The organism is Ahrensia marina (assembly GCF_001293565.1).
In the GTDB taxonomy this organism is placed as follows: domain Bacteria; phylum Pseudomonadota; class Alphaproteobacteria; order Rhizobiales; family Rhizobiaceae; genus Ahrensia; species Ahrensia marina.
The window spans coordinates 298,990-316,812 of the sequence record NZ_JXMU01000001.1; the positions used below are offsets into that span (position 1 = coordinate 298,990).

The 17,823-nt window shown below is 50.0% G+C and carries 19 protein-coding genes; 14 read left to right on the forward strand and 5 right to left on the reverse strand.

Translation table 11 applies throughout. The annotated features are described in order from the left end of the window. Positions 1-67 precede the first annotated feature (67 nt). The 4 genes from SU32_RS01385 to SU32_RS01400 all read left to right on the forward strand — a co-directional run bounded on the left by SU32_RS01385 (position 68) and on the right by SU32_RS01400 (position 5,482). On the forward strand, positions 68-2,371 hold the full coding sequence (locus SU32_RS01385) for a P-loop ATPase, Sll1717 family (protein WP_053997515.1): 2,304 nt from the start codon (positions 68-70) through the stop codon (positions 2,369-2,371). Between the two features lie 249 nt (positions 2,372-2,620). Next, positions 2,621-3,412, forward strand: a complete 792-nt coding sequence (locus SU32_RS01390) for a hypothetical protein (RefSeq protein ID WP_053997516.1) — start codon at positions 2,621-2,623, stop codon at positions 3,410-3,412. Between the two features lie 104 nt (positions 3,413-3,516). After that, complete coding sequence (locus SU32_RS01395; protein ID WP_053997517.1) at positions 3,517-4,833, forward strand: DUF4189 domain-containing protein; 1,317 nt, start codon at positions 3,517-3,519, stop codon at positions 4,831-4,833. Positions 4,834-4,939: 106 nt separating this feature from the next. Beyond that, complete coding sequence (locus SU32_RS01400) at positions 4,940-5,482, forward strand: BA14K family protein (protein ID WP_053997518.1); 543 nt, start codon at positions 4,940-4,942, stop codon at positions 5,480-5,482. Between the two features lie 65 nt (positions 5,483-5,547). Here the strand turns inward: SU32_RS01400 and SU32_RS01405 are convergent, their stop codons facing one another. Together SU32_RS01405 and SU32_RS01410 are read right to left on the reverse strand one after the other, a co-directional pair. Then, the gene (locus SU32_RS01405; protein WP_053997519.1) at positions 5,548-6,189 is read right to left on the reverse strand and encodes an MBL fold metallo-hydrolase; all 642 of its coding nucleotides are present in this window, start codon (positions 6,187-6,189) and stop codon (positions 5,548-5,550) included. Between the two features lie 183 nt (positions 6,190-6,372). After that, positions 6,373-7,266 (reverse strand): branched-chain amino acid aminotransferase, encoded by an 894-nt coding sequence (locus SU32_RS01410; protein ID WP_053997520.1) that lies wholly within the window; start codon positions 7,264-7,266, stop codon positions 6,373-6,375. Positions 7,267-7,379: 113 nt separating this feature from the next. Between SU32_RS01410 and SU32_RS01415 the strand changes: the two genes are divergently transcribed. The 3 genes from SU32_RS01415 (at position 7,380) to SU32_RS01425 (ending at position 10,054) form a co-directional block, all read left to right on the forward strand. Continuing rightward, positions 7,380-7,853, forward strand: coding sequence for a MarR family winged helix-turn-helix transcriptional regulator (locus SU32_RS01415; RefSeq protein ID WP_053997521.1), 474 nt, complete (start codon positions 7,380-7,382; stop codon positions 7,851-7,853). Positions 7,854-7,879: 26 nt separating this feature from the next. Further along, on the forward strand, positions 7,880-8,593 hold the full coding sequence (locus SU32_RS01420) for a response regulator (RefSeq protein ID WP_053997522.1): 714 nt from the start codon (positions 7,880-7,882) through the stop codon (positions 8,591-8,593). A 123-nt stretch (positions 8,594-8,716) separates the two neighbouring features. Next, complete coding sequence (locus tag SU32_RS01425; RefSeq protein WP_053997568.1) at positions 8,717-10,054, forward strand: ATP-binding protein; 1,338 nt, start codon at positions 8,717-8,719, stop codon at positions 10,052-10,054. Between the two features lie 48 nt (positions 10,055-10,102). Here SU32_RS01425 and SU32_RS01430 read toward each other — a convergent pair whose 3' ends face one another. From SU32_RS01430 to SU32_RS01440, 3 genes are all read right to left on the reverse strand, one after another. Further along, on the reverse strand, positions 10,103-10,444 hold the full coding sequence (locus SU32_RS01430; protein WP_053997523.1) for a tRNA-binding protein: 342 nt from the start codon (positions 10,442-10,444) through the stop codon (positions 10,103-10,105). 11 nt (positions 10,445-10,455) lie between these two features. After that, a complete protein-coding gene (locus tag SU32_RS01435; protein ID WP_053997569.1) occupies positions 10,456-10,956 on the reverse strand; it encodes a type III secretion system chaperone family protein in 501 nt (166 codons plus the stop codon). A gap of 295 nt (positions 10,957-11,251) precedes the next feature. After that, a complete protein-coding gene (locus SU32_RS01440; protein WP_053997524.1) occupies positions 11,252-11,518 on the reverse strand; it encodes an accessory factor UbiK family protein in 267 nt (88 codons plus the stop codon). A 134-nt stretch (positions 11,519-11,652) separates the two neighbouring features. Here SU32_RS01440 and lgt point away from each other — a divergent pair, with 134 nt between their 5' ends. The 7 genes from lgt (at position 11,653) to pth (ending at position 17,802) form a co-directional block, all read left to right on the forward strand. Then, complete coding sequence (lgt, locus tag SU32_RS01445) at positions 11,653-12,516, forward strand: prolipoprotein diacylglyceryl transferase (RefSeq protein WP_053997525.1); 864 nt, start codon at positions 11,653-11,655, stop codon at positions 12,514-12,516. Then, positions 12,503-13,618 carry a class I SAM-dependent methyltransferase gene (locus SU32_RS01450; RefSeq protein WP_053997526.1) on the forward strand — a complete coding sequence of 372 codons (1,116 nt, stop codon included), beginning with the start codon at positions 12,503-12,505 and terminating at the stop codon, positions 13,616-13,618. The genes lgt and SU32_RS01450 overlap by 14 nt, the downstream gene beginning before the upstream one ends. A 38-nt stretch (positions 13,619-13,656) precedes the next feature. Continuing rightward, entirely contained in the window at positions 13,657-14,433 is a 777-nt protein-coding gene (gene pgeF / locus SU32_RS01455; protein WP_053997570.1) for a peptidoglycan editing factor PgeF, read from the forward strand. 123 nt (positions 14,434-14,556) lie between these two features. Continuing rightward, positions 14,557-15,108: a hypothetical protein gene (locus SU32_RS01460; RefSeq protein ID WP_053997527.1), complete on the forward strand. Its 552-nt coding sequence runs from the start codon at positions 14,557-14,559 to the stop codon at positions 15,106-15,108. A gap of 143 nt (positions 15,109-15,251) precedes the next feature. After that, the gene (locus tag SU32_RS01465; RefSeq protein ID WP_053997528.1) at positions 15,252-16,190 is read left to right on the forward strand and encodes a ribose-phosphate pyrophosphokinase; all 939 of its coding nucleotides are present in this window, start codon (positions 15,252-15,254) and stop codon (positions 16,188-16,190) included. Positions 16,191-16,373: 183 nt separating this feature from the next. Next, on the forward strand, positions 16,374-17,030 hold the full coding sequence (locus SU32_RS01470) for a 50S ribosomal protein L25/general stress protein Ctc (RefSeq protein ID WP_053997529.1): 657 nt from the start codon (positions 16,374-16,376) through the stop codon (positions 17,028-17,030). Positions 17,031-17,079: 49 nt separating this feature from the next. Continuing rightward, the gene (pth, locus tag SU32_RS01475) at positions 17,080-17,802 is read left to right on the forward strand and encodes an aminoacyl-tRNA hydrolase (protein WP_053997530.1); all 723 of its coding nucleotides are present in this window, start codon (positions 17,080-17,082) and stop codon (positions 17,800-17,802) included. Positions 17,803-17,823: the final 21 nt, after the last annotated feature.

Genomic DNA, 17,823 nt, shown 5'->3' on the forward strand with positions numbered 1-17,823 from the left:
AGACTACGGACTTTATATTGTGTAGTATTCACAAAACATTTAGTGATTCTTCGCTTGGAATTTCATCATGACAATATTCTGTGCCTATGCTTCTTCTATATCCACTGTAGGCGATATATTCCAGAACGTTAATAAAGAACGCAGTTCTACAGGAAGAAGCCTCCATATTTGGCCAGAAAATGATGTAATTGGCCGACCGTTGCTCGAACCCATTCTAGACCACATCGATAACACTGAATTTGTAGTTTGCGATTTAACAAGGCTTAACTTCAACGTAGTCTTTGAAGCAGGATATGCAGTGGGGAAGAACAAGAGAATAGCATGTGTATTGAATTCGGGAACCTCAAATGACAGCGAAAAATTCAAACATATTGGGTTATTTGATACCCTTGGTTATTCTTCGTATCAGAACACACACGAGTTAAATGCTATAATTGAAAGCGTAAAAGATACTAAGCCGCTCTATACAGATTTTAAACAAGACACCAGCAACCCTGTCTATATGGTGGAGCTTCCGACAAAGGTAGATTGTCAAACACGAATTGTGTCACGAATCAAAGCTGCAAGACTTAGATATCGAAGTTTCAACCAGACAGAACATGTTAGACTTTCAGCGCTTTCTGCAATCGAAAATGTCGCAAAAGCCTGCGGTGTGGTGGTCCCAATAGCAGCCGACCACTATAAGGATCCGATGATTCACAATATCCGAGCAGCCTTTGTTGCCGGTTTAGCTTATTCAATGAATAAGCCGTTACTGCTCATTACAGAGCTTACTTCTACAACGCCCCTAGACATAAGAGATGTTGTATCAACTTTCAGGGAATTAGATGATATAAATCCGCTTGTTGCAAATTTTGCAAACCAAGTAGTTGCAGCGATGCAAACAGATGCGCCTATTAGTGATGAAGAGCATCCGCCATTAGCTGACCTTTTTTTTGGTGATCCAATGGCTGAAAACGAGATGACAACGCTTGGAAATTATTATCTTGTAACCGATGAATTCCTGCGGGTTTCTCGCGGCGAGGCCAATGTAGTTGTAGGTCGAAAGGGAATGGGAAAAACTGCGTTATTCATCAGGCTGAGAGATAAGACAAGAAAAGACACGCGGAATATAGTGTTAGATTTAAAGCCAGAGGGCTATCAGCTCAAAAAACTCCGTGAAGATGTTTTTGATATCCTTTCTGACGCATCAGTCGAGCACCTTATAGTAGCTTTTTGGGAGTATCTACTTTATACAGAGATTGCCAACAAACTAATTGAGAAAGATGAGCAAAAGGCACGATTTGACCATTCAATTCGCGACCAATTTGACGAATTACTCACTATTAAATCAAAATCCGCGCTCGCAGAAGAAGGAGACTTCTCTGAAAGACTATATGCTTTAGTCAACGAAGTATCACAGTCGATCAAAAAATTAAAACTTCGAGGTGATAGCAATCGAATTCAAACAGCTAATATTACGGAGATAATTCACCGTAATCACCTCCCTGAACTTAAAAAAAGTGTAATAAACTATCTAAAGCAAAAAGACTCACTTTGGATATTGTTTGATAATATCGATAAAGGATGGCCAATCCAAGGTATTGATCAGACGGATGCGGTAATTCTTCGTTCGCTCATAGACGCTACTAAAAAAATCAAACGAGACCTGAATAAAAACGACATAGAGGCCCATTCAATCGTATTTGTAAGAAATGATGTTTATGAAATTTTGATTGAGAGCAGTTCTGACTTCGGCAAAGAGATCAAAGCACAGTTAGATTGGTCTGATGAAGACTTACTGAAAGAACTCATAAGAAAGCGTATAACCCATAGAGAAAAGATTCCATTTGAAGCCGCTTGGGAAACTCATTTTGATCGTTTAGTTCAGGGAGAATATAGCTTCGATTACATTATTCACCGCAGTCTTATGCGTCCTAGAAATGTTATCAAAATCTTACATTCAGCGCGCAGTTACGCTGTTAATAGACGCAATAGCAAAATTACTGAATCTGATGTTTTGAAATCTCTTAAGTCGTATTCAATTGATGTACTTGAAGAAGCAGACGAAGAAATCTCTGATATAGAGCCACAAGCTAGGGGCATTCTTTATAATTTCATCGGGGAAAACCAGTTTTTTTCCTACGAAAATTTAATAGCACACCTCAGTGCACATTTTGCAGATCAAAGCGATGACTTGTGCAAGAGGGTATTGTCATACCTGCTCTATTTCGGTTTCTTTGGAGTAAAGAATCCTTATGCAGAGCCTCGCTATATCTATGATTTTAGTTACAATACAAAATTGATGAATGCTTGGATATCTAAAAATGAGCAGACCGTCGTATACTGCCTAAATCCGGCATTCTTCGATGCCTTAGAAACCAGAAACTAAAATGAGAAATTTGATCAAAGGCAAATCTTTTCTCCTATTCATTCGATAAAACTTCTCACCCGTCTGACTGATGCCAGCGACCTCCCTCCCACTTTTCAAGGGGGAGGGATAGAGGGTGGGGGTTGCTCAAACAAACCTTATTCCGCCCCCACCCGATCAGCCGCGCTGCGCTTGCTTCTCGTGCCTCCCCCGTAAACGGGAGGAGGCAAAACAAAAAACTTATCCAACTCCGCGGAACCCGCCCGCATAATGCCCGCCAGTGAAACAACGGGAACGGGCATGGACTGGCAAAAGGCAATCGCGATCAATTGTGCGGCACTGCAGCGCGTTCTGGCCGCTTTTGCGGCGCTGGCGGGGCTGGCGCCCGATGCCAAAACCCTGCCCCGCGCCGTACGGCTTGAAATTCTGCGTGTGGTCCGCCCCGCTGAATCCGCCCTGCGCCGCCTGATTGTGATTGCCGCGCGCGGCATCAAACCATCGCTGCAAAACCGCCCCGTGCCGGATTTCTCCCGTCTGCCACAGCATAAAAACAGGCCCGCAAGCTTCGCGCTGTTTGACCGCCGCAAGAGTTTTGCCGAAAAACGAGCATCCGAATTGCCCGTCAAAGGCGTGCCGCGTCTGACATTTACGGCCACAGCGGCCGCGCTGCCAGCGCTTAAAAATCCGCGCAAAACACCGGACGATGCGCGGCTGGTACTACGCATCAAAGCATTACAAAACGCATTGGCCGACATGCCCAAACAGGCGCGGCGCTTGGCGCGTCATCAGGCAAGGCGCGCGGCACTGCCCGCCGGACCACGGCGCGTTGGCCCTTTGCGGCCCGGCTACCCACCCGCTCATAAAAAGCGCCCTACCCATGAAATTGATTTCATCTTGCGCGAATGTCACGCGCTGGCGGTTCAGGCGCGTGCCCTCCCTCTCACTTTTCAAGGGGGAGGGATAAGCAACAGACATGATTGGACCGTGAGTCAGTTACCTGAAGGCAATTACCCGTTTTTGCAGGCGTTCAGGCGTGACTTTGTGTCATTTCCATTAAATTGAAAAGAAAACATGCCCACACGGCACAGCTTATCAACTCCCTGCCCTTGCCTCTGCAAACAGCACCGCGTTAGTTTTTATCGGGGCTATAGTTTGAGGGATTAAATATGAAATCGTCTAATCGCCGCGCTGCATTTGCGTCGCTTGTTCTTTCTTGTCTTGCTGCCAGTCATTTTGCTGTTCCGGCGGCTTATGCAGCCAACGCCGAACCGTGGACCATGCGCAGCGGCAGCGATAACGGGCGCTTTGAAGGTAAAACTGTCTCCGGACGTCATGCAAGTACAAAAGTCGATGACGATGTGCTCTCGGTTATCAAGGATGAAGCAACTGGCGGCGGTTTTCTGCGATTTGAATTGAACAGCAATGCGCGACTTTCCGAACAATATTCCTATGTATTCATTTATGACGGTCCGAAAACCAGTTCGTCGAAACGTGTTCGGCTCAGAGCACCGGCTACCATTACGCCTGATCCGGACGGGACCGGCGGAACGATCGTTCTGGGTCTGACCGCATCCGATATCGCGACGTTGCAAAGTTACGACGGCAATATAATGGGTGTCGCTTATGCTGTTCAGGAACCGGGACGTTCCGGCCTTTCCGACAAATCGTTTCTTTTTCTAGGCAAAGGGATCGCCGCAGCGCTAGCTGATCTTGGTTTGGACAAGCCAATTAAATATGCTGCGCTTGCCGTTCAAAACAGTGACGGTACATTCGGTTACTCCTTCGATCATGAAACGCGCGAGCAAGCGGTGGCAAAAGCGAGCAACGAATGCCAGCAACATGGCGGCGATAATTGCGATACAAAGCTTGTGCTTTCTGGCCCCGCCTGCATCGCTTATCACTCTGACCCCGATAGTAATGTTTATGGCTGGGGCTTTTCTACGGATCAAGGCGCAGCAACTAGCCGCGCGTCTGAAGAATGCACAAAGCGAAATGATAACAAAGTTTGCCGCTCGACAAGCTGGAGCTGTAATACCCGCATGGAAGCGCCAGTAAATGTCGTTTTCGAAGCCCCCAATAATTCCAAAGCCGGTGGTGGTGTGTGCCACGCAGTACTGAGTACGTACTGCAACAACTTTGAAAACATCCGAAATAATGGAACCCTGATCAATGGCATCTATATCAATGCCGCTCTCAAGCAGCCGTTGGATTTCGAAGGATGCGGTACCGCCGGAAGGTCCAGCTTGTTGCTAGACTACAAACGTGGCGGACAAATGCGCAAATCAGAATATGGCGCCGGTTTCACTGCTAACGAAAAAGCCGAAGTCCGAAAGATCCTTGAACGCTATCGTGATGTTGCAACATCTGCGTACCCGGCTTGCCGACCAAATTCCGTCAAAATCGACGTATCAGAGAGAAAAGAAAGCGTGACCTGGAACCTAGATAAGAAATACTACAAAAAGATTATCGATATCGACTTTTAATATGCGACACACGACCGCCGCAATCCGTTCAGATTGCGTTCAGACTGGGTTTTATAAAGTGGGATCATCAAAGAGGCGTTGCTGCCATCGCCCAAGGAGAATGAAGATGAAAGCTTTAAAAACATCCATCGCCGCGCTTGCCGTTGCATCGACAAGCATTTTGCCCGTTGCGACACCTGCCAGCGCCCATGACCGCGGCTATTCGCATTATCATGGCGACAGCGGCTATCGCTGCGCACCGCGTGACCGTTACTGCCGCGACTTCTATCGCGACCGTGACCGCCATTACAAACGCAAAGTCGTGCGCAAAAAACAGCGCAACCGCGATGGCGATGTTGCAGCCGGTGTTATTCTGGGTATCGTTGGCGGCGTCATCCTGAACGAAGTTGTGCGCGGCAGCCAGCAGCCGACCTATGTGCGTCCGCAGCCGCAATATCGCGCGCCAAGCTATAATAACAGCAATGTGTATCCGCCTGCCCCGCGCAAATCACAGCCGCGCGTTGTTCAATATGACAACGGCTACCGCTCATTGGAGCCGTGGACAGCCGGCTGGTACGAATATTGCGACGACCGCTACCGTTCGTTCAACGCCAAAACAGGCACATATCGCGGTTATGACGGTAAGGATCATTTCTGCGTAGCAAAATAACTTATCCACCACGTCTGTGTGGGTGCTAGGGTGACCCGGGGCGAAGGCCTCGGGTCTTTTTTTTGCTATGTCAGGAAAGGATTATTGCGCCGCTCTTCGCCGATCTTACCGCCCGGTCCGTGGCCGCAGATAAAACCGACATCATCGCCAAGCGGCAGGACTTTGGTTTTGATCGAGTTGATCAGCGCTTCGTGGTCGCCGCCCGGCAAATCGGTACGGCCGATCGATCCGGAAAACAGAACATCGCCGACATGGGCGAACGCCGCCGCTTCATTGTAGAAAATCACATGGCCCGGCGCGTGGCCCGGACAATGATAGACGGCAAATTCATGGCCCTCAAAGGATACAGTTTCGCCTTCATCCAGCCAGCGGTCCGGCACCACATTGCGAACCGTCGCCACGCCGAACATCTGCGCCTGTTTTTCCAATGCTTCCAAAAGCGGCGCATCATCCTTATGCGGTCCGATAATCTCGACACCCAGCGCGTCTTTCAGATCCATCGCCCCGCCCGCATGATCGATATGGCCGTGGGTCAGCCAGATCGCATCGATTTGCAAGCCTTGCTCTTTGATCGCGCTCTGAATTTTTTCAACATCGCCGCCCGGATCAATCACCACCCCGCGCTTGGTTTCACTGTCAAACAAAATGGTACAATTCTGCTGAAAGGACGTGACGGGGACGATAATGCCTTGCAATTGGCCGCTCATATTCTGCTCCTGATTTTTTATTCTTATGCAACAGCTCTCGGCGTCAGGTAAACTGCACGCAACAAAAAAGGCGGCCCGAAGACCGCCTTTATGTTCAACAATTGTCAACGAAAAATGAGACTAGCAACAGCCTGCCCACAGTAGAAACGGTTCTTATTGCAAATATGGGCAAGTATAATGATGTTATTCGGCAGCTTTTGCAGCAGCAGGATTTACCAGCGCAGTAAAGTCATTCATCAATGTTTCTGTTATTTCACCGGGGACAAAACGGTCCGCGCCGATCTCGGAAACCGGTGTGATTTCGGCAGCCGTTCCCGTCAGGAAACACTGCTCAAAGCCCGCAAGCTCTTCCGGCATGATCGTGCGTTCGATGACATTGATACCGCGGTCTTTTGCCAAGCCGATGACCGTGCGCCGTGTGATGCCGTCAAGAAAGCAGTCCGGCGTTGGTGTGTGAATTTCACCGTCTTTGATAAAGAAAATATTGGCGCCGGTCGCCTCTGCAACATGACCGCGCCAGTCAAGCATCATCGCATCCGCATAACCTTTGGCTTCGGCAGCATGTTTAGAGATCGTACAGATCATGTAAACGCCCGCAGCTTTGGACTTGCTCGGCGCGGTTGCCGGATCAGGACGGCGATATTCAGCAACATCAAGGCGGATGCCTTTCAGTTTTTCTGCCGGAGAGAAATAGCTTGGCCATTCCCAAATCGCGATAGCAAGGTTGATCTTGTTCGATTGAGCCGAAATACCCATCATCTCGGAGCCGCGCCAGGCGACCGGCCGGACATAAGCGTCTTTCAAGCCCTGCTTTTGCAGGAGGCCCATACACGCATCATCGATTTCCTGAACAGAATAAGGAATTTCAAATCCGAGAATTTCCGCAGAACGGTGCAGACGTTCGTTATGTTCGGTCATCTTAAAGATTTTGCCGCCATAGGCGCGCTCACCTTCAAAAACCGAGCTGGCATAGTGCAAACCATGCGTCAGGACATGAACATTGGCGTCAGCCCATTTGACATATTCGCCATTCATCCAGATGTGGCCGTCTAATTTATCGAATGGAACACTTGCCATTTGTCTTTTCCCGTCAATATTTGTGAGTCATTGGAAATGACGGTTACACCGCATCGAAATTATGTCAATATGGCTGACATAATTTAAATTATTAAAGACAGTGTTGAGTCATTATGCCGACTAATTCAGATAAAGATGCCAGAGATACCTCAAAAATCAACACGATAATAGAATTGTTGTTCTTCGCCTATCGCGATTTCACAGCGGATCCGGACGAAATACTCAGCGCGTTGGGCTTTGGCCGCGCGCACCACCGCGTACTACATTTCGTTGATCGCAAGCAGGGACTAACAGTTGCCGAACTGCTTGATCTTTTGGGCATCACAAAACAAAGCTTGGCGCGTGTCCTCAAGCAATTGGTCGACGGAAACTATATAGAGCAGCGTGAAGGGCCTAATGACCGCAGACAACGTGAACTCTATTTAACAAATACTGGCAGTATACTGATCGAAGATTTAAGAAGGCCACAGTCTCGCCGCATATGCGAAGCATTGGCAAATTCGGGTCACGGGGAGGATGATGCTATAAGGTTCCTGTCGTCCATGATAGGACCGCACGCAAAGCATCAAATAGAAACACTGGAATAGGGCTATTCCAAAAGAAAGATGATCTGATGGCAGAAACAGCAATGACCAATGCAATTCATGATGAAGCCCACCATATTCTCGTCGTTGACGACGATACCCGCATTCGCGAATTGCTCACCGAATTCCTGTCGCGCAATAATTACCGCGTTACCGCAGCCGAAAGCGCGGCGGATGCGCGCCGAAAAATGGTAGGACTTGAATTCGATCTTCTTATTCTGGATGTGATGATGCCGGGAGAAGATGGCGTATCATTTGCCCGCGCCATGCGCGAAGAACTGCGTGATGTGCCAATATTGATGCTGACGGCACGCTCGGAAACAGAAGAGCGCATTGAAGGTCTCGAGGCTGGTGCCGACGATTATTTATCAAAACCGTTTGATCCGCGCGAACTTCTGTTACGGGTTTCCAATATTGTACGCCGCACCGCGGCAACCGAATTGCCTGCGATTGAACAGGTCGTTTTCGGCCCCTATTCTTTTTTCATCAGCAAACGCGAATTAAAAAAGAACGGAGAGCCGGTCAAACTGACAGACCGCGAGCGCAATATTATGGTGCGTTTTGCCAACACGCCCGGCGATACGATCCCGCGTCACGAACTGGTTGAAGATGCAACCGAAATTGGCGAACGCACGATCGACGTGCAGATCAACCGCCTGCGCAGAAAGGTCGAAGATGATCCGGCCAACCCGCGCTACCTTCAAACTGTGCGTGGAATAGGCTACCGTCTTTGCATTGAGTAAAGCACAGTAGCGAACAAAGAACTGGATCAAAAAGGCGCGATGAACGACATAGCGACACCACCCACCGCGCCGCGCAAACGCCGTCCCCTTATGGTGCGCTTAAAACGTTTCACCCGCTATAGCATGATACGCTTGCGCCAATGGTCATCAAGGCTGACATTGTCGCTGCCGCGCGGCCTATATGCCCGTTCGTTGATTATTATCATAGCACCGATGGTTCTGCTTCAATCGGTTATCGCCTTTGTGTTCATGGAAAGGCACTGGCAAACGGTAACCCAGCGCCTTTCAACCGCCGTTACGCGCGATATTGCAGCCATTATTGAAATTCTGGATACCTATCCACAGGACGAAGATTATCTCAACGTCATCACCCTGGCGCGTGAGAAGCTGGCTCTTAACATTGCTATTCTGCCCCCTGACCCTTTACCGGGCCCGGCCCCCAAGCCGTTCTTTTCCATCCTTGATAGTATTCTTAGCCAAGAAATAACAAACCAGATCGGTAAACCGTTCTGGATTGATACGGTGGGCAATTCCAATTTGGTTGAAATCCGTATTCAGCTTGAAGACAAGGTACTGCGCGTATTTGCCAAACGAAGTCAGGCCTATGCGTCCAATACGCATATTTTCCTGTTATGGATGGTAGGCACCTCCTTGGTACTCCTGTTCATTGCGATTTTGTTTTTGCGTAACCAGATCCGCCCCATACAGCGTCTTGCCGATGCGGCTGACGATTTTGGCAAGGGCCGTGCACTGCCGGCGGACTTCAGGCCGCGCGGCGCCATAGAAGTGCGGCGCGCCGGTCTGGCATTTATCAAAATGCGTGAGCGAATTGAAAAGCAGATAGAACAGCGCACCGAGATGCTTACCGGCGTCAGTCACGATTTACGCACCATCCTCACCCGCTTCAAACTGCAACTGGCATTGCAAGAACCTTCGAAAGAAATGGAAGCGCTGGAAAAAGACATCGCCGATATGCAGTCCATGCTCGAAGGCTATATGGATTTTGCCAAAGGTGAAGTTGAGGAAGAAACCGGCGAGGTTGATCTGGCGGTTATGATCGCTTCATTTGAAGAAGAAGCCAGAATTCGCAAGCACCGAATGAAAGCAAATATTGTTGGCCGCAAAGACATCGTTGTGCGGCCCGTTGCTTTTCGACGGCTGCTGGAAAACGTTATTTCTAACTCATTCCGCTATGCGACCCGCACCGAGATCGTTGCCCGTAATGCAAAAGGGCGCTTGACGCTTTTTGTCGATGATAACGGCCCGGGCATTCCCAAGGATAAACGCGAGGAAGTGTTCAAGCCGTTCTACCGTCTGGATGAAGCACGCAATCTTGATGAATCAGGCACGGGACTGGGACTAGCCATTGCCCGCGATATTGCCCGCAGGCATGGTGGTAATATCACACTTGAAGACAGCACGCTTGGCGGGCTTCAGGTGATTGTCGATATTCCGGTATAAGGAAGATACGGATGCACGTGAGATAGGAGCATATCCAGTGCGGATGCTCTAAATCAGCCGTCGCCCGTTAGGCACATTCTTGTCAGTCGATGCCAGCACAATCGCGCCCTGCTCGTCTTCAAAGCCGAGCGTCAAAACTTCCGACATAAGCGGGCCAATCTGACGCGGCGGGAAATTGACAACAGCCATCACCTGGCGACCGACAAGATCTTCAGGCGTGTAGTGGACAGTAATCTGCGCCGATGATTTTTTCACACCGATCTCATCGCCAAAATCAATACGCATTTTGATGGCGGGTTTACGCGCTTCTGGAAAAGGTTCGGCCTCAATGATTGTACCGGTGCGAATATCCACCTTCATGTAATCGTCAAAGGTAATCTGCTCAGTCATAACCGGCTTTCTCAGGCTTCGCCTTGTGTTTCAAACATCGCATGATCAAGCGCGTTGCGCGCTGATGCGCCAGACCAGACAACGGTTTGGAAGGCTTGGAAATAGCTCTCACAGCTTTCAAGCGCGCTTGTCAGCATCACTTCAATCTGCCCCTGCGTCGGCTCGGCGCCGCCAGCCAGAAGAAGCGAATGGCGGAACATGATCGCGCCCTCTTTTTCCCAGAAGTCAAAATGTCCCATGAGCAATTGTTCATTGATAAGCGAGAGCAGCTTTAAAAGCTCCACCGTGCGCGCTTTGCTGACTGTGATATCGAATGCACATGCGAAATGCAGTGATTCAAAATCCGGCATCCACGCATAGGACACATGGTAGTTGGTCCAGTGTCCCGCAACAGCGATGGCGATCTCGTCATCGCCGGTGCGCTCGAAGTTCCACTCTCGCGCATAAGCAATGTGTTCGATCACATCCACCGGATGGGCAACACGTTCAACTTCGAAATCCAAAAGGCTCATTTGGTCCTGCATTCATCAAGGTTCCAGTGATCGATAAAGCGTGACGGTTTTTAAGTTGCCGCCGTTACTTCATCGCGAATCAATCAATAGATTCAGCATATTGATAGGACTCGCAGTTAAAACCCCATCACAGGTGACAAAAGCAAATGAGCTGTGGATTGCACTGCATTGTTGACGCAGCAACAGGCCCTAAGGGATTCAACGCGTTGCGTTTTTTAAAAAGAATCCACAGGCCAAAAAAATTTAAATAAAATTGTGAACTGCCGCAGCCTGACTCAGCGGCAGGCTCAAGCGTTCACTTTTTGGACTCAAGCTTTGCAAGCCGCGCTTCCAAATCAGCAACTTTTGCCTCAAGCGCATCATTAACGTCGCGCGCTTTCACCGCCATTTCTTTGACCGCGTCAAACTCTTCGCGCTGGACCAGATCCATCGACGATAGAAAGCGGTCGGCCTGTGCCTGAAAAATGGTTTCCGCCTCACGCTTCATACCTTGCGCAGCCCCTGCCGCATCCGTCATCAACCGGGCGAAATCATCAAAAATTCTATTGGGTCCATTGGTCATGGTGTTGTTTCCTTGTGTTATAAACTATCTATGGTCGCGGCAAATAGTTTGCAAGACAAGGCAGACCGCCATAATGACGCGTCATAGGTGATTTAGTAGGTCATCTGAGTTAAACCTGAACAATGAGTGCCCTGATGTTTCCTATCGCACTGCCACAACTCGCACTAACCTTTCCCAATCTTGACCCTGTTCTTTTTCAGATAGGTCCGATTGCAATCCGCTGGTATTCGCTAAGCTACATTGTCGGTATCGTTCTGGGTTGGCTGTATGCCAGATCGATTGTCCGCAATAACCGTTTGTGGAACGGACAATCACCGATCACTGAAACGGACATGGATGATTTCATGCTCTGGGCAACCATCGGCACCGTGCTTGGTGGTCGGCTCGGCTATGTCTTCTTTTATGACTTTGCCGGTTTTATCGACAATCCGGTGACCATATTCCAAATTTGGCAGGGCGGCATGTCATTCCATGGCGGCTTTCTTGGCGTCACATTGGCGATGATCCTGTTTGCGCGCACCCGTAAAATTCCTGTCTGGTGCCTGTTTGATGTCATCGCAACAGTTGTGCCCATTGGCATCGGTCTCGGGCGCATCGCCAATTTTATCAATGGCGAATTATGGGGACGTGTTTCTGATGTGCCATGGGCAATGGTCTTTCCAACCGGCGGCCCTGAGCCGCGCCATCCAAGCCAGCTCTATGAGGCAGCATTGGAGGGCGTGCTGCTTCTCACAGTGCTTTTCATTGCGGTTTATGGCTTTAAAGCGCTGCATCGTCCGCGCCTTGCGACGGGCATCTTCGTTGGCGGGTATGGCATTGCGCGCACAATCGTCGAGTTTTTCAGAGAGCCGGACGCACATATCGGCTATCTTTTAGGCGACTGGTTCACCATGGGTATGCTGCTTTCATTACCGATGGTTATCATCGGCGTCGCACTGATCGTCTCCGCTCGTAAAGTTGAATATCTGGCACCAGAAAGCGATCATGAACCCGCTTAAACAAAAACTCCTTAAGCGTATCCGCACGTCAGGGCCGTTGAGTGTCGCCGACTATATGGCGGAATGCCTGTTTCATCCCGAACATGGCTATTACAACCGGAAAAATCCATTCGGTGCACAGGGTGACTTCATCACCGCGCCCGATATCAGTCAGATGTTTGGCGAGTTGACGGCGCTTTGGCTGGTTCAGGCATGGAAAGCGGCAGGCAAGCCTGATCCGTTTTGCCTGTGCGAAATTGGCCCGGGCCGCGCGACATGGATGCAGGACATTCTGCGCACGGCGCAAAAAGCTTCTCCTGAATTTGTGAACGCTGCAAAGATACACCTTATCGAAAAAAGCCCCCGGCTCATCGATATCCAGAAGGCAGCGCTCTCAGATTATACAGACAAGGTTCAATGGGTTGCGGATATTGACGGCTTGCCTTCGCTGCCAACATTGCTCATCGCCAATGAATTGTTTGATGCGCTGCCGACAAGGCAATATGTCAATACCGGCGGCAAGTGGGTCGAACGCGTGATATCGGCGCAGGATAACGAACTGATTTTCGGCGTTGGCACCGGCACTATAGATACCAATACGCTGCCACTGAGCGCCAACGGCGCTGAAGAAGGCACGGTGTTTGAATATGCCTCGGCGCGTGAAGCTCTGGCACAGCAAATCGCCAGCCATATCGCGGCCCATAAAGGTGCGGCTTTGTTCATCGATTACGGCCATAAACAGTCCGATCTTGGCGATACGCTGCAAGCGGTGCGCGCGCACAAACAGGAAAATTTTTTCGCTAATCCGGGCGAAGCTGACTTGACCAGCCATGTCGATTTTGAGGCGCTCAACATAGCGGCAAAAACCGGTGGCAGCACTGTTTTTCCAGTCATAACACAAGCCGATTTTTTGCTTGAACTCGGCTTGATTGAACGCGCCGGCGCGCTTGGAGCAGGAAAAGATCAGGCCACACAGCAGGCCATAAGCGCTGCGGTCAACCGTCTGGCAGGAAACGGCAACGGACAGATGGGTGATCTATTCAAAGCAATGTGCATCACATCAAGCGGCATTGCGCCCCCTGCCCCTTTTGGCCAGCCTGAGGCAACAGGTAACAGCCAATAAATGCAATCATGTTCCCGCCACTCGAAAAGGATATTTTGATGAGCTTACCATCTGTCAAATCAGAAACATTGAGGGCATTTGATGAAAGCGGGATCCGGCATGGCTTTTATACCCGTATAGGTGGGCTATCGTCCGGCATATATGAAAGCCTGAACACCGGCCTTGGCTCGAAGGATGATCCAGCGCTTGTAAAACAAAACCGCAGCCGCATCGCCGCTGATTTAGGCGTCGCCGATACGCATTTGGCCGGATGTTTTCAGGTTCACTCAGCCGACGTAGTGACAGTGAAAGAACCGATAGGACCAAACCGTCCGGATGCCGACGGCATGGTGACAAACCAGCGTGGTATGGCGCTGGGCATACTGACCGCCGATTGCGGGCCGATCCTGTTTGCTGACAACAATGCGAAAATTATCGGTGCCTGTCATGCAGGCTGGAAAGGCGCATTCACAGGTATCGCCGAAAATACGATCGATGCGATGATAAAACTGGGCGCTAACCGTGCGGATATCTGTGCAGTGCTTGGTCCCTGTATCAGTCAAAAAAACTATGAAGTCGGACCGGAGTTCAAAGCGCGCTTCGCCGAGAAAGATGAAGCCTTCAGTATCTATTTCTCCCCTTCGGAGAAACCGGACCACTACATGTTCGACATGCAAAAGTTCATCATTGACCGATTGCAGGCAAGTGGTGTGAAGGCGGGTAAAACCGGCGAATGCACCTATGAAGATGAAAAACGCTTCTTTTCATACAGGCGCACAACACATAGAAATGAACCTGACTACGGGCGTCAAATGTCCGCAATAGCGCTCATTTAGACGTTAAAAATGTTCACAGCGCCGGATAGAAAAACAACTCGGCCTTGATTTGAACGCACCATGCGGTAAACCTGCATCACCAGAACCTGCGCGGGTATGGTCATATCGGGTATGAGGTCAAAAATGACACAGAAACAAACGACGATCGGGTTTCGCGCCTTGGCAACTGTTATAGTTGCGCTGACGCTTGGTGCATGTAGTTCAACAGATTCCAGCCTTGGGGTGGATACATCAGCGCAATTATCAACACCGTCAGTCGCCATTCCAACCACAGATAGCGGCGTTCAGCCAACCGGCATTCAAGCCAATGCCGCAATTGGAAATGTGTATTTTGCCCCGATTGTAGGCGCGCCTGTTTCCAAGATTACAGCGCTTTCAAAGCGCCTATCGACTGCAGCCCCGCTCAATTCAATTAAATTGCAGGCATCAACCTCCAATTCGATCGACCACGAGATCCGAGGCTATTTTTCAGCATTTTCCGAAAGCGGCCAAACAACAGTCATCCATGTATGGGATGTGTTTACACCGCAAGGCCAGCGTGTTCACCGCATCCAGGGACAGGAAAAAGTCAGCGGTACAGGCACTGAGCCGTGGTCGGTGGTGCCGACAGCCACAATGGACCAGATAGCAGACAGTGTTTTGAGGCAATATGCGAGCTGGCGATCAACATCGTGATGCGCGCGATTGTTTGTCATAAATGAATCACAATTATTTTGCGGATTCGGGATTGTTTTAACGGCTTTGGGTTGCATCTTTGCGTGCGAACGCTAAAAGGCCCCCAAAACCACACACAATAGCGCTTAGCGAGGCGATCAGGCATGAAATTATTTGCTGGAAATTCCAACCGGCAGCTTGCCGAATCTGTTGCAAAATATTTGGGCGTCAGCGTCGGGCGTGCCAATGTACGCCGCTTTGCCGATGATGAGATTTTCGTCGAGATTCAGGAAAATGTCCGCGGCGAAGATATTTTTATTCTTCAGTCCACATCGCGCCCCGCAAACGACCATTTGATGGAACTTCTCATCCTGATTGATGCGTTCCGTCGTTCGTCAGCACGCCGCATAACGGCCGTCCTTCCCTATTTCGGTTACGCCCGTCAGGACCGCCGCGCACAGGGCCGCACACCGATCTCTGCAAAGCTGGTTGCCAACCTGATTACCGAAGCCGGCGCCGACCGTGTTTTGACACTTGATTTGCACGCCGGACAGATTCAGGGCTTTTTCGATATCCCGACCGATAACCTTTATGCGGTGCCGGTTATGGCACGCGATATCAAAGCCAAATACAAGAATCTGAACGATGTTATGATCGTTTCTCCCGATGTCGGCGGCGTTGTGCGCGCCCGTTCATTGGCCAAACGTCTTGACGATACAATGCTGGCAATCGTCGACAAGCGTCGTGATCGTCCCGGCGAATCCGAAGTGATGAACGTTATCGGTGATGTTTCCGGCAAGGATTGTTTCCTGATTGACGACATCATCGATTCAGGCGGCACATTGTGCAATGCGGCCGAAGCACTTCTGAAAGACGGCGCGAAAAGCGTGACAGCCTATATTACCCATGGTGTTTTGTCCGGTGCGGCGGTGGACCGTATTGAATCGTCAAAGCTCAAAGAACTGGTCATCACCGACTCAATTCAGCCAACTGCCGAAGTGACCGCTGCAAAGAAAGTGCGGGTCGTTTCGATTACTGATTTGATCGGCGAAGCAATTGCACGCACAGCGCACGAGCAGTCTGTCTCAAGCCTGTTCGACTAAGCCTGACCGAATACTGCGTATTTATACCGGTGAAATACCGGCAAAGTCTTGCAAACACAGACATTGTCGGTTATGAGCGCGCATCCGCGCAGACACCCTTGGAGGCAGCGCGGTGGATATCCTTGCGATATCGGCGAAAACGAAGGTTTTAGCCACTCCATATTGTCCTCGAAAGGAAAAGCTATGAGCGACACAGTCGTACTCAAAGCCGAGGCGCGCGACCGGGTTGGTAAGGGGTCCTCCCGGGCTATTCGCCGTCAAGGTAAAGTTCCAGCCGTCATTTACGGCGACAACAAAGACCCAATTTCTATTGTTCTTCCTGCAAAGGAAGTAACACTGATGCTTCATGCAGGCGGCTTTTTGACAAAGCTTATCGACATCGAAGTTGACGGCAAAAAGCACAAAGTGCTGCCGAAAGACTATCAGCTTGATCCGGTAAAAGACTTCATGATGCACGTTGATCTTTTGCGTATTTCAAGCAAAACAACAGTGACCGTGAACATCCCGGTTCACATCGAAGGTGAAGACGACTGCCCAGGTCTGACAGCTGGCGGCGTGTTGAACATTGTTCGCCACGAAGTCGAAGTACATTGCCCGGCATCTGCTATCCCTGAATTCTTTACAGTGGATATCAGCAAGTCTGTCATCGGCGATACGCTTAACATTTCTGATGTTACATTGCCTGAAGGTGTTACACCGACAATTACCGACCGTGACTTTACTATCGCAACAATTCAGGCGCCTGGTGGCGGTGTTGAAGACGATGCGGAAGAGGAAGATGCGCCGGAAGCAGATGAAGTTCCTGCAACGTCGCAATCTGAAGAAGGTGACGAGGAGTAATCCTCTACCACAAAGGCAACTGGCCGCCTGACGAACAGGAGTGTGACTGATGCAAATTATTGCAGGTTTGGGAAATCCCGGCAGTCAACACGCAGGCCAGCGCCACAATATCGGTTTTATGGCGGTGGATGAAATAGTCCGCCGCCATTCTTCTTTCTCCCCTTGGCAGAAAAAATTCTCAGCCGAAATATCCGAGGGGCGTATCGGTTCCGAAAAAATACTTCTTATAAAGCCGCAGACATTTATGAACAAGTCCGGTCAGGCTATCGGCGAAGCCATGCGGTTCTATAAGCTTACAGAGCAAGACATTACTGTCTTTTATGACGAACTGGATCTGGCAGCCGGTAAAGTGCGCATCAAGCGCGGCGGCGGTGCTGGCGGGCATAATGGCATTCGTTCCATGGACCAGCATTGCGGCGTCAACTACCAGCGCGTGCGCCTCGGCATTGATCATCCGGGCCACAAGGACCGTGTCACAGGCCATGTGCTGGGCGATTTTGCCAAAGCAGACCAGCAATGGCTTGAACCATTGCTTGCAGCAATCGGCGACAATATCGAATTACTGGTAAAGGGTGATAATTCCGGCTTTATGAACAAGATTGCATTGGCCGTTGGTGACGCGGCACCAAACCAGCCGAAAAAGCCAAAGACTGAAAAACAGACGCCCAAACCGCAAAGTCATATTCGACAGGCGCGGAACGGCACTAAAAAGCCCGAAGCACCCGCAACCGGCCCTATGGCTGATATGCTTAAAAAGCTTCTGGGCAAATAATTACCGGCACGGAAAATAAAA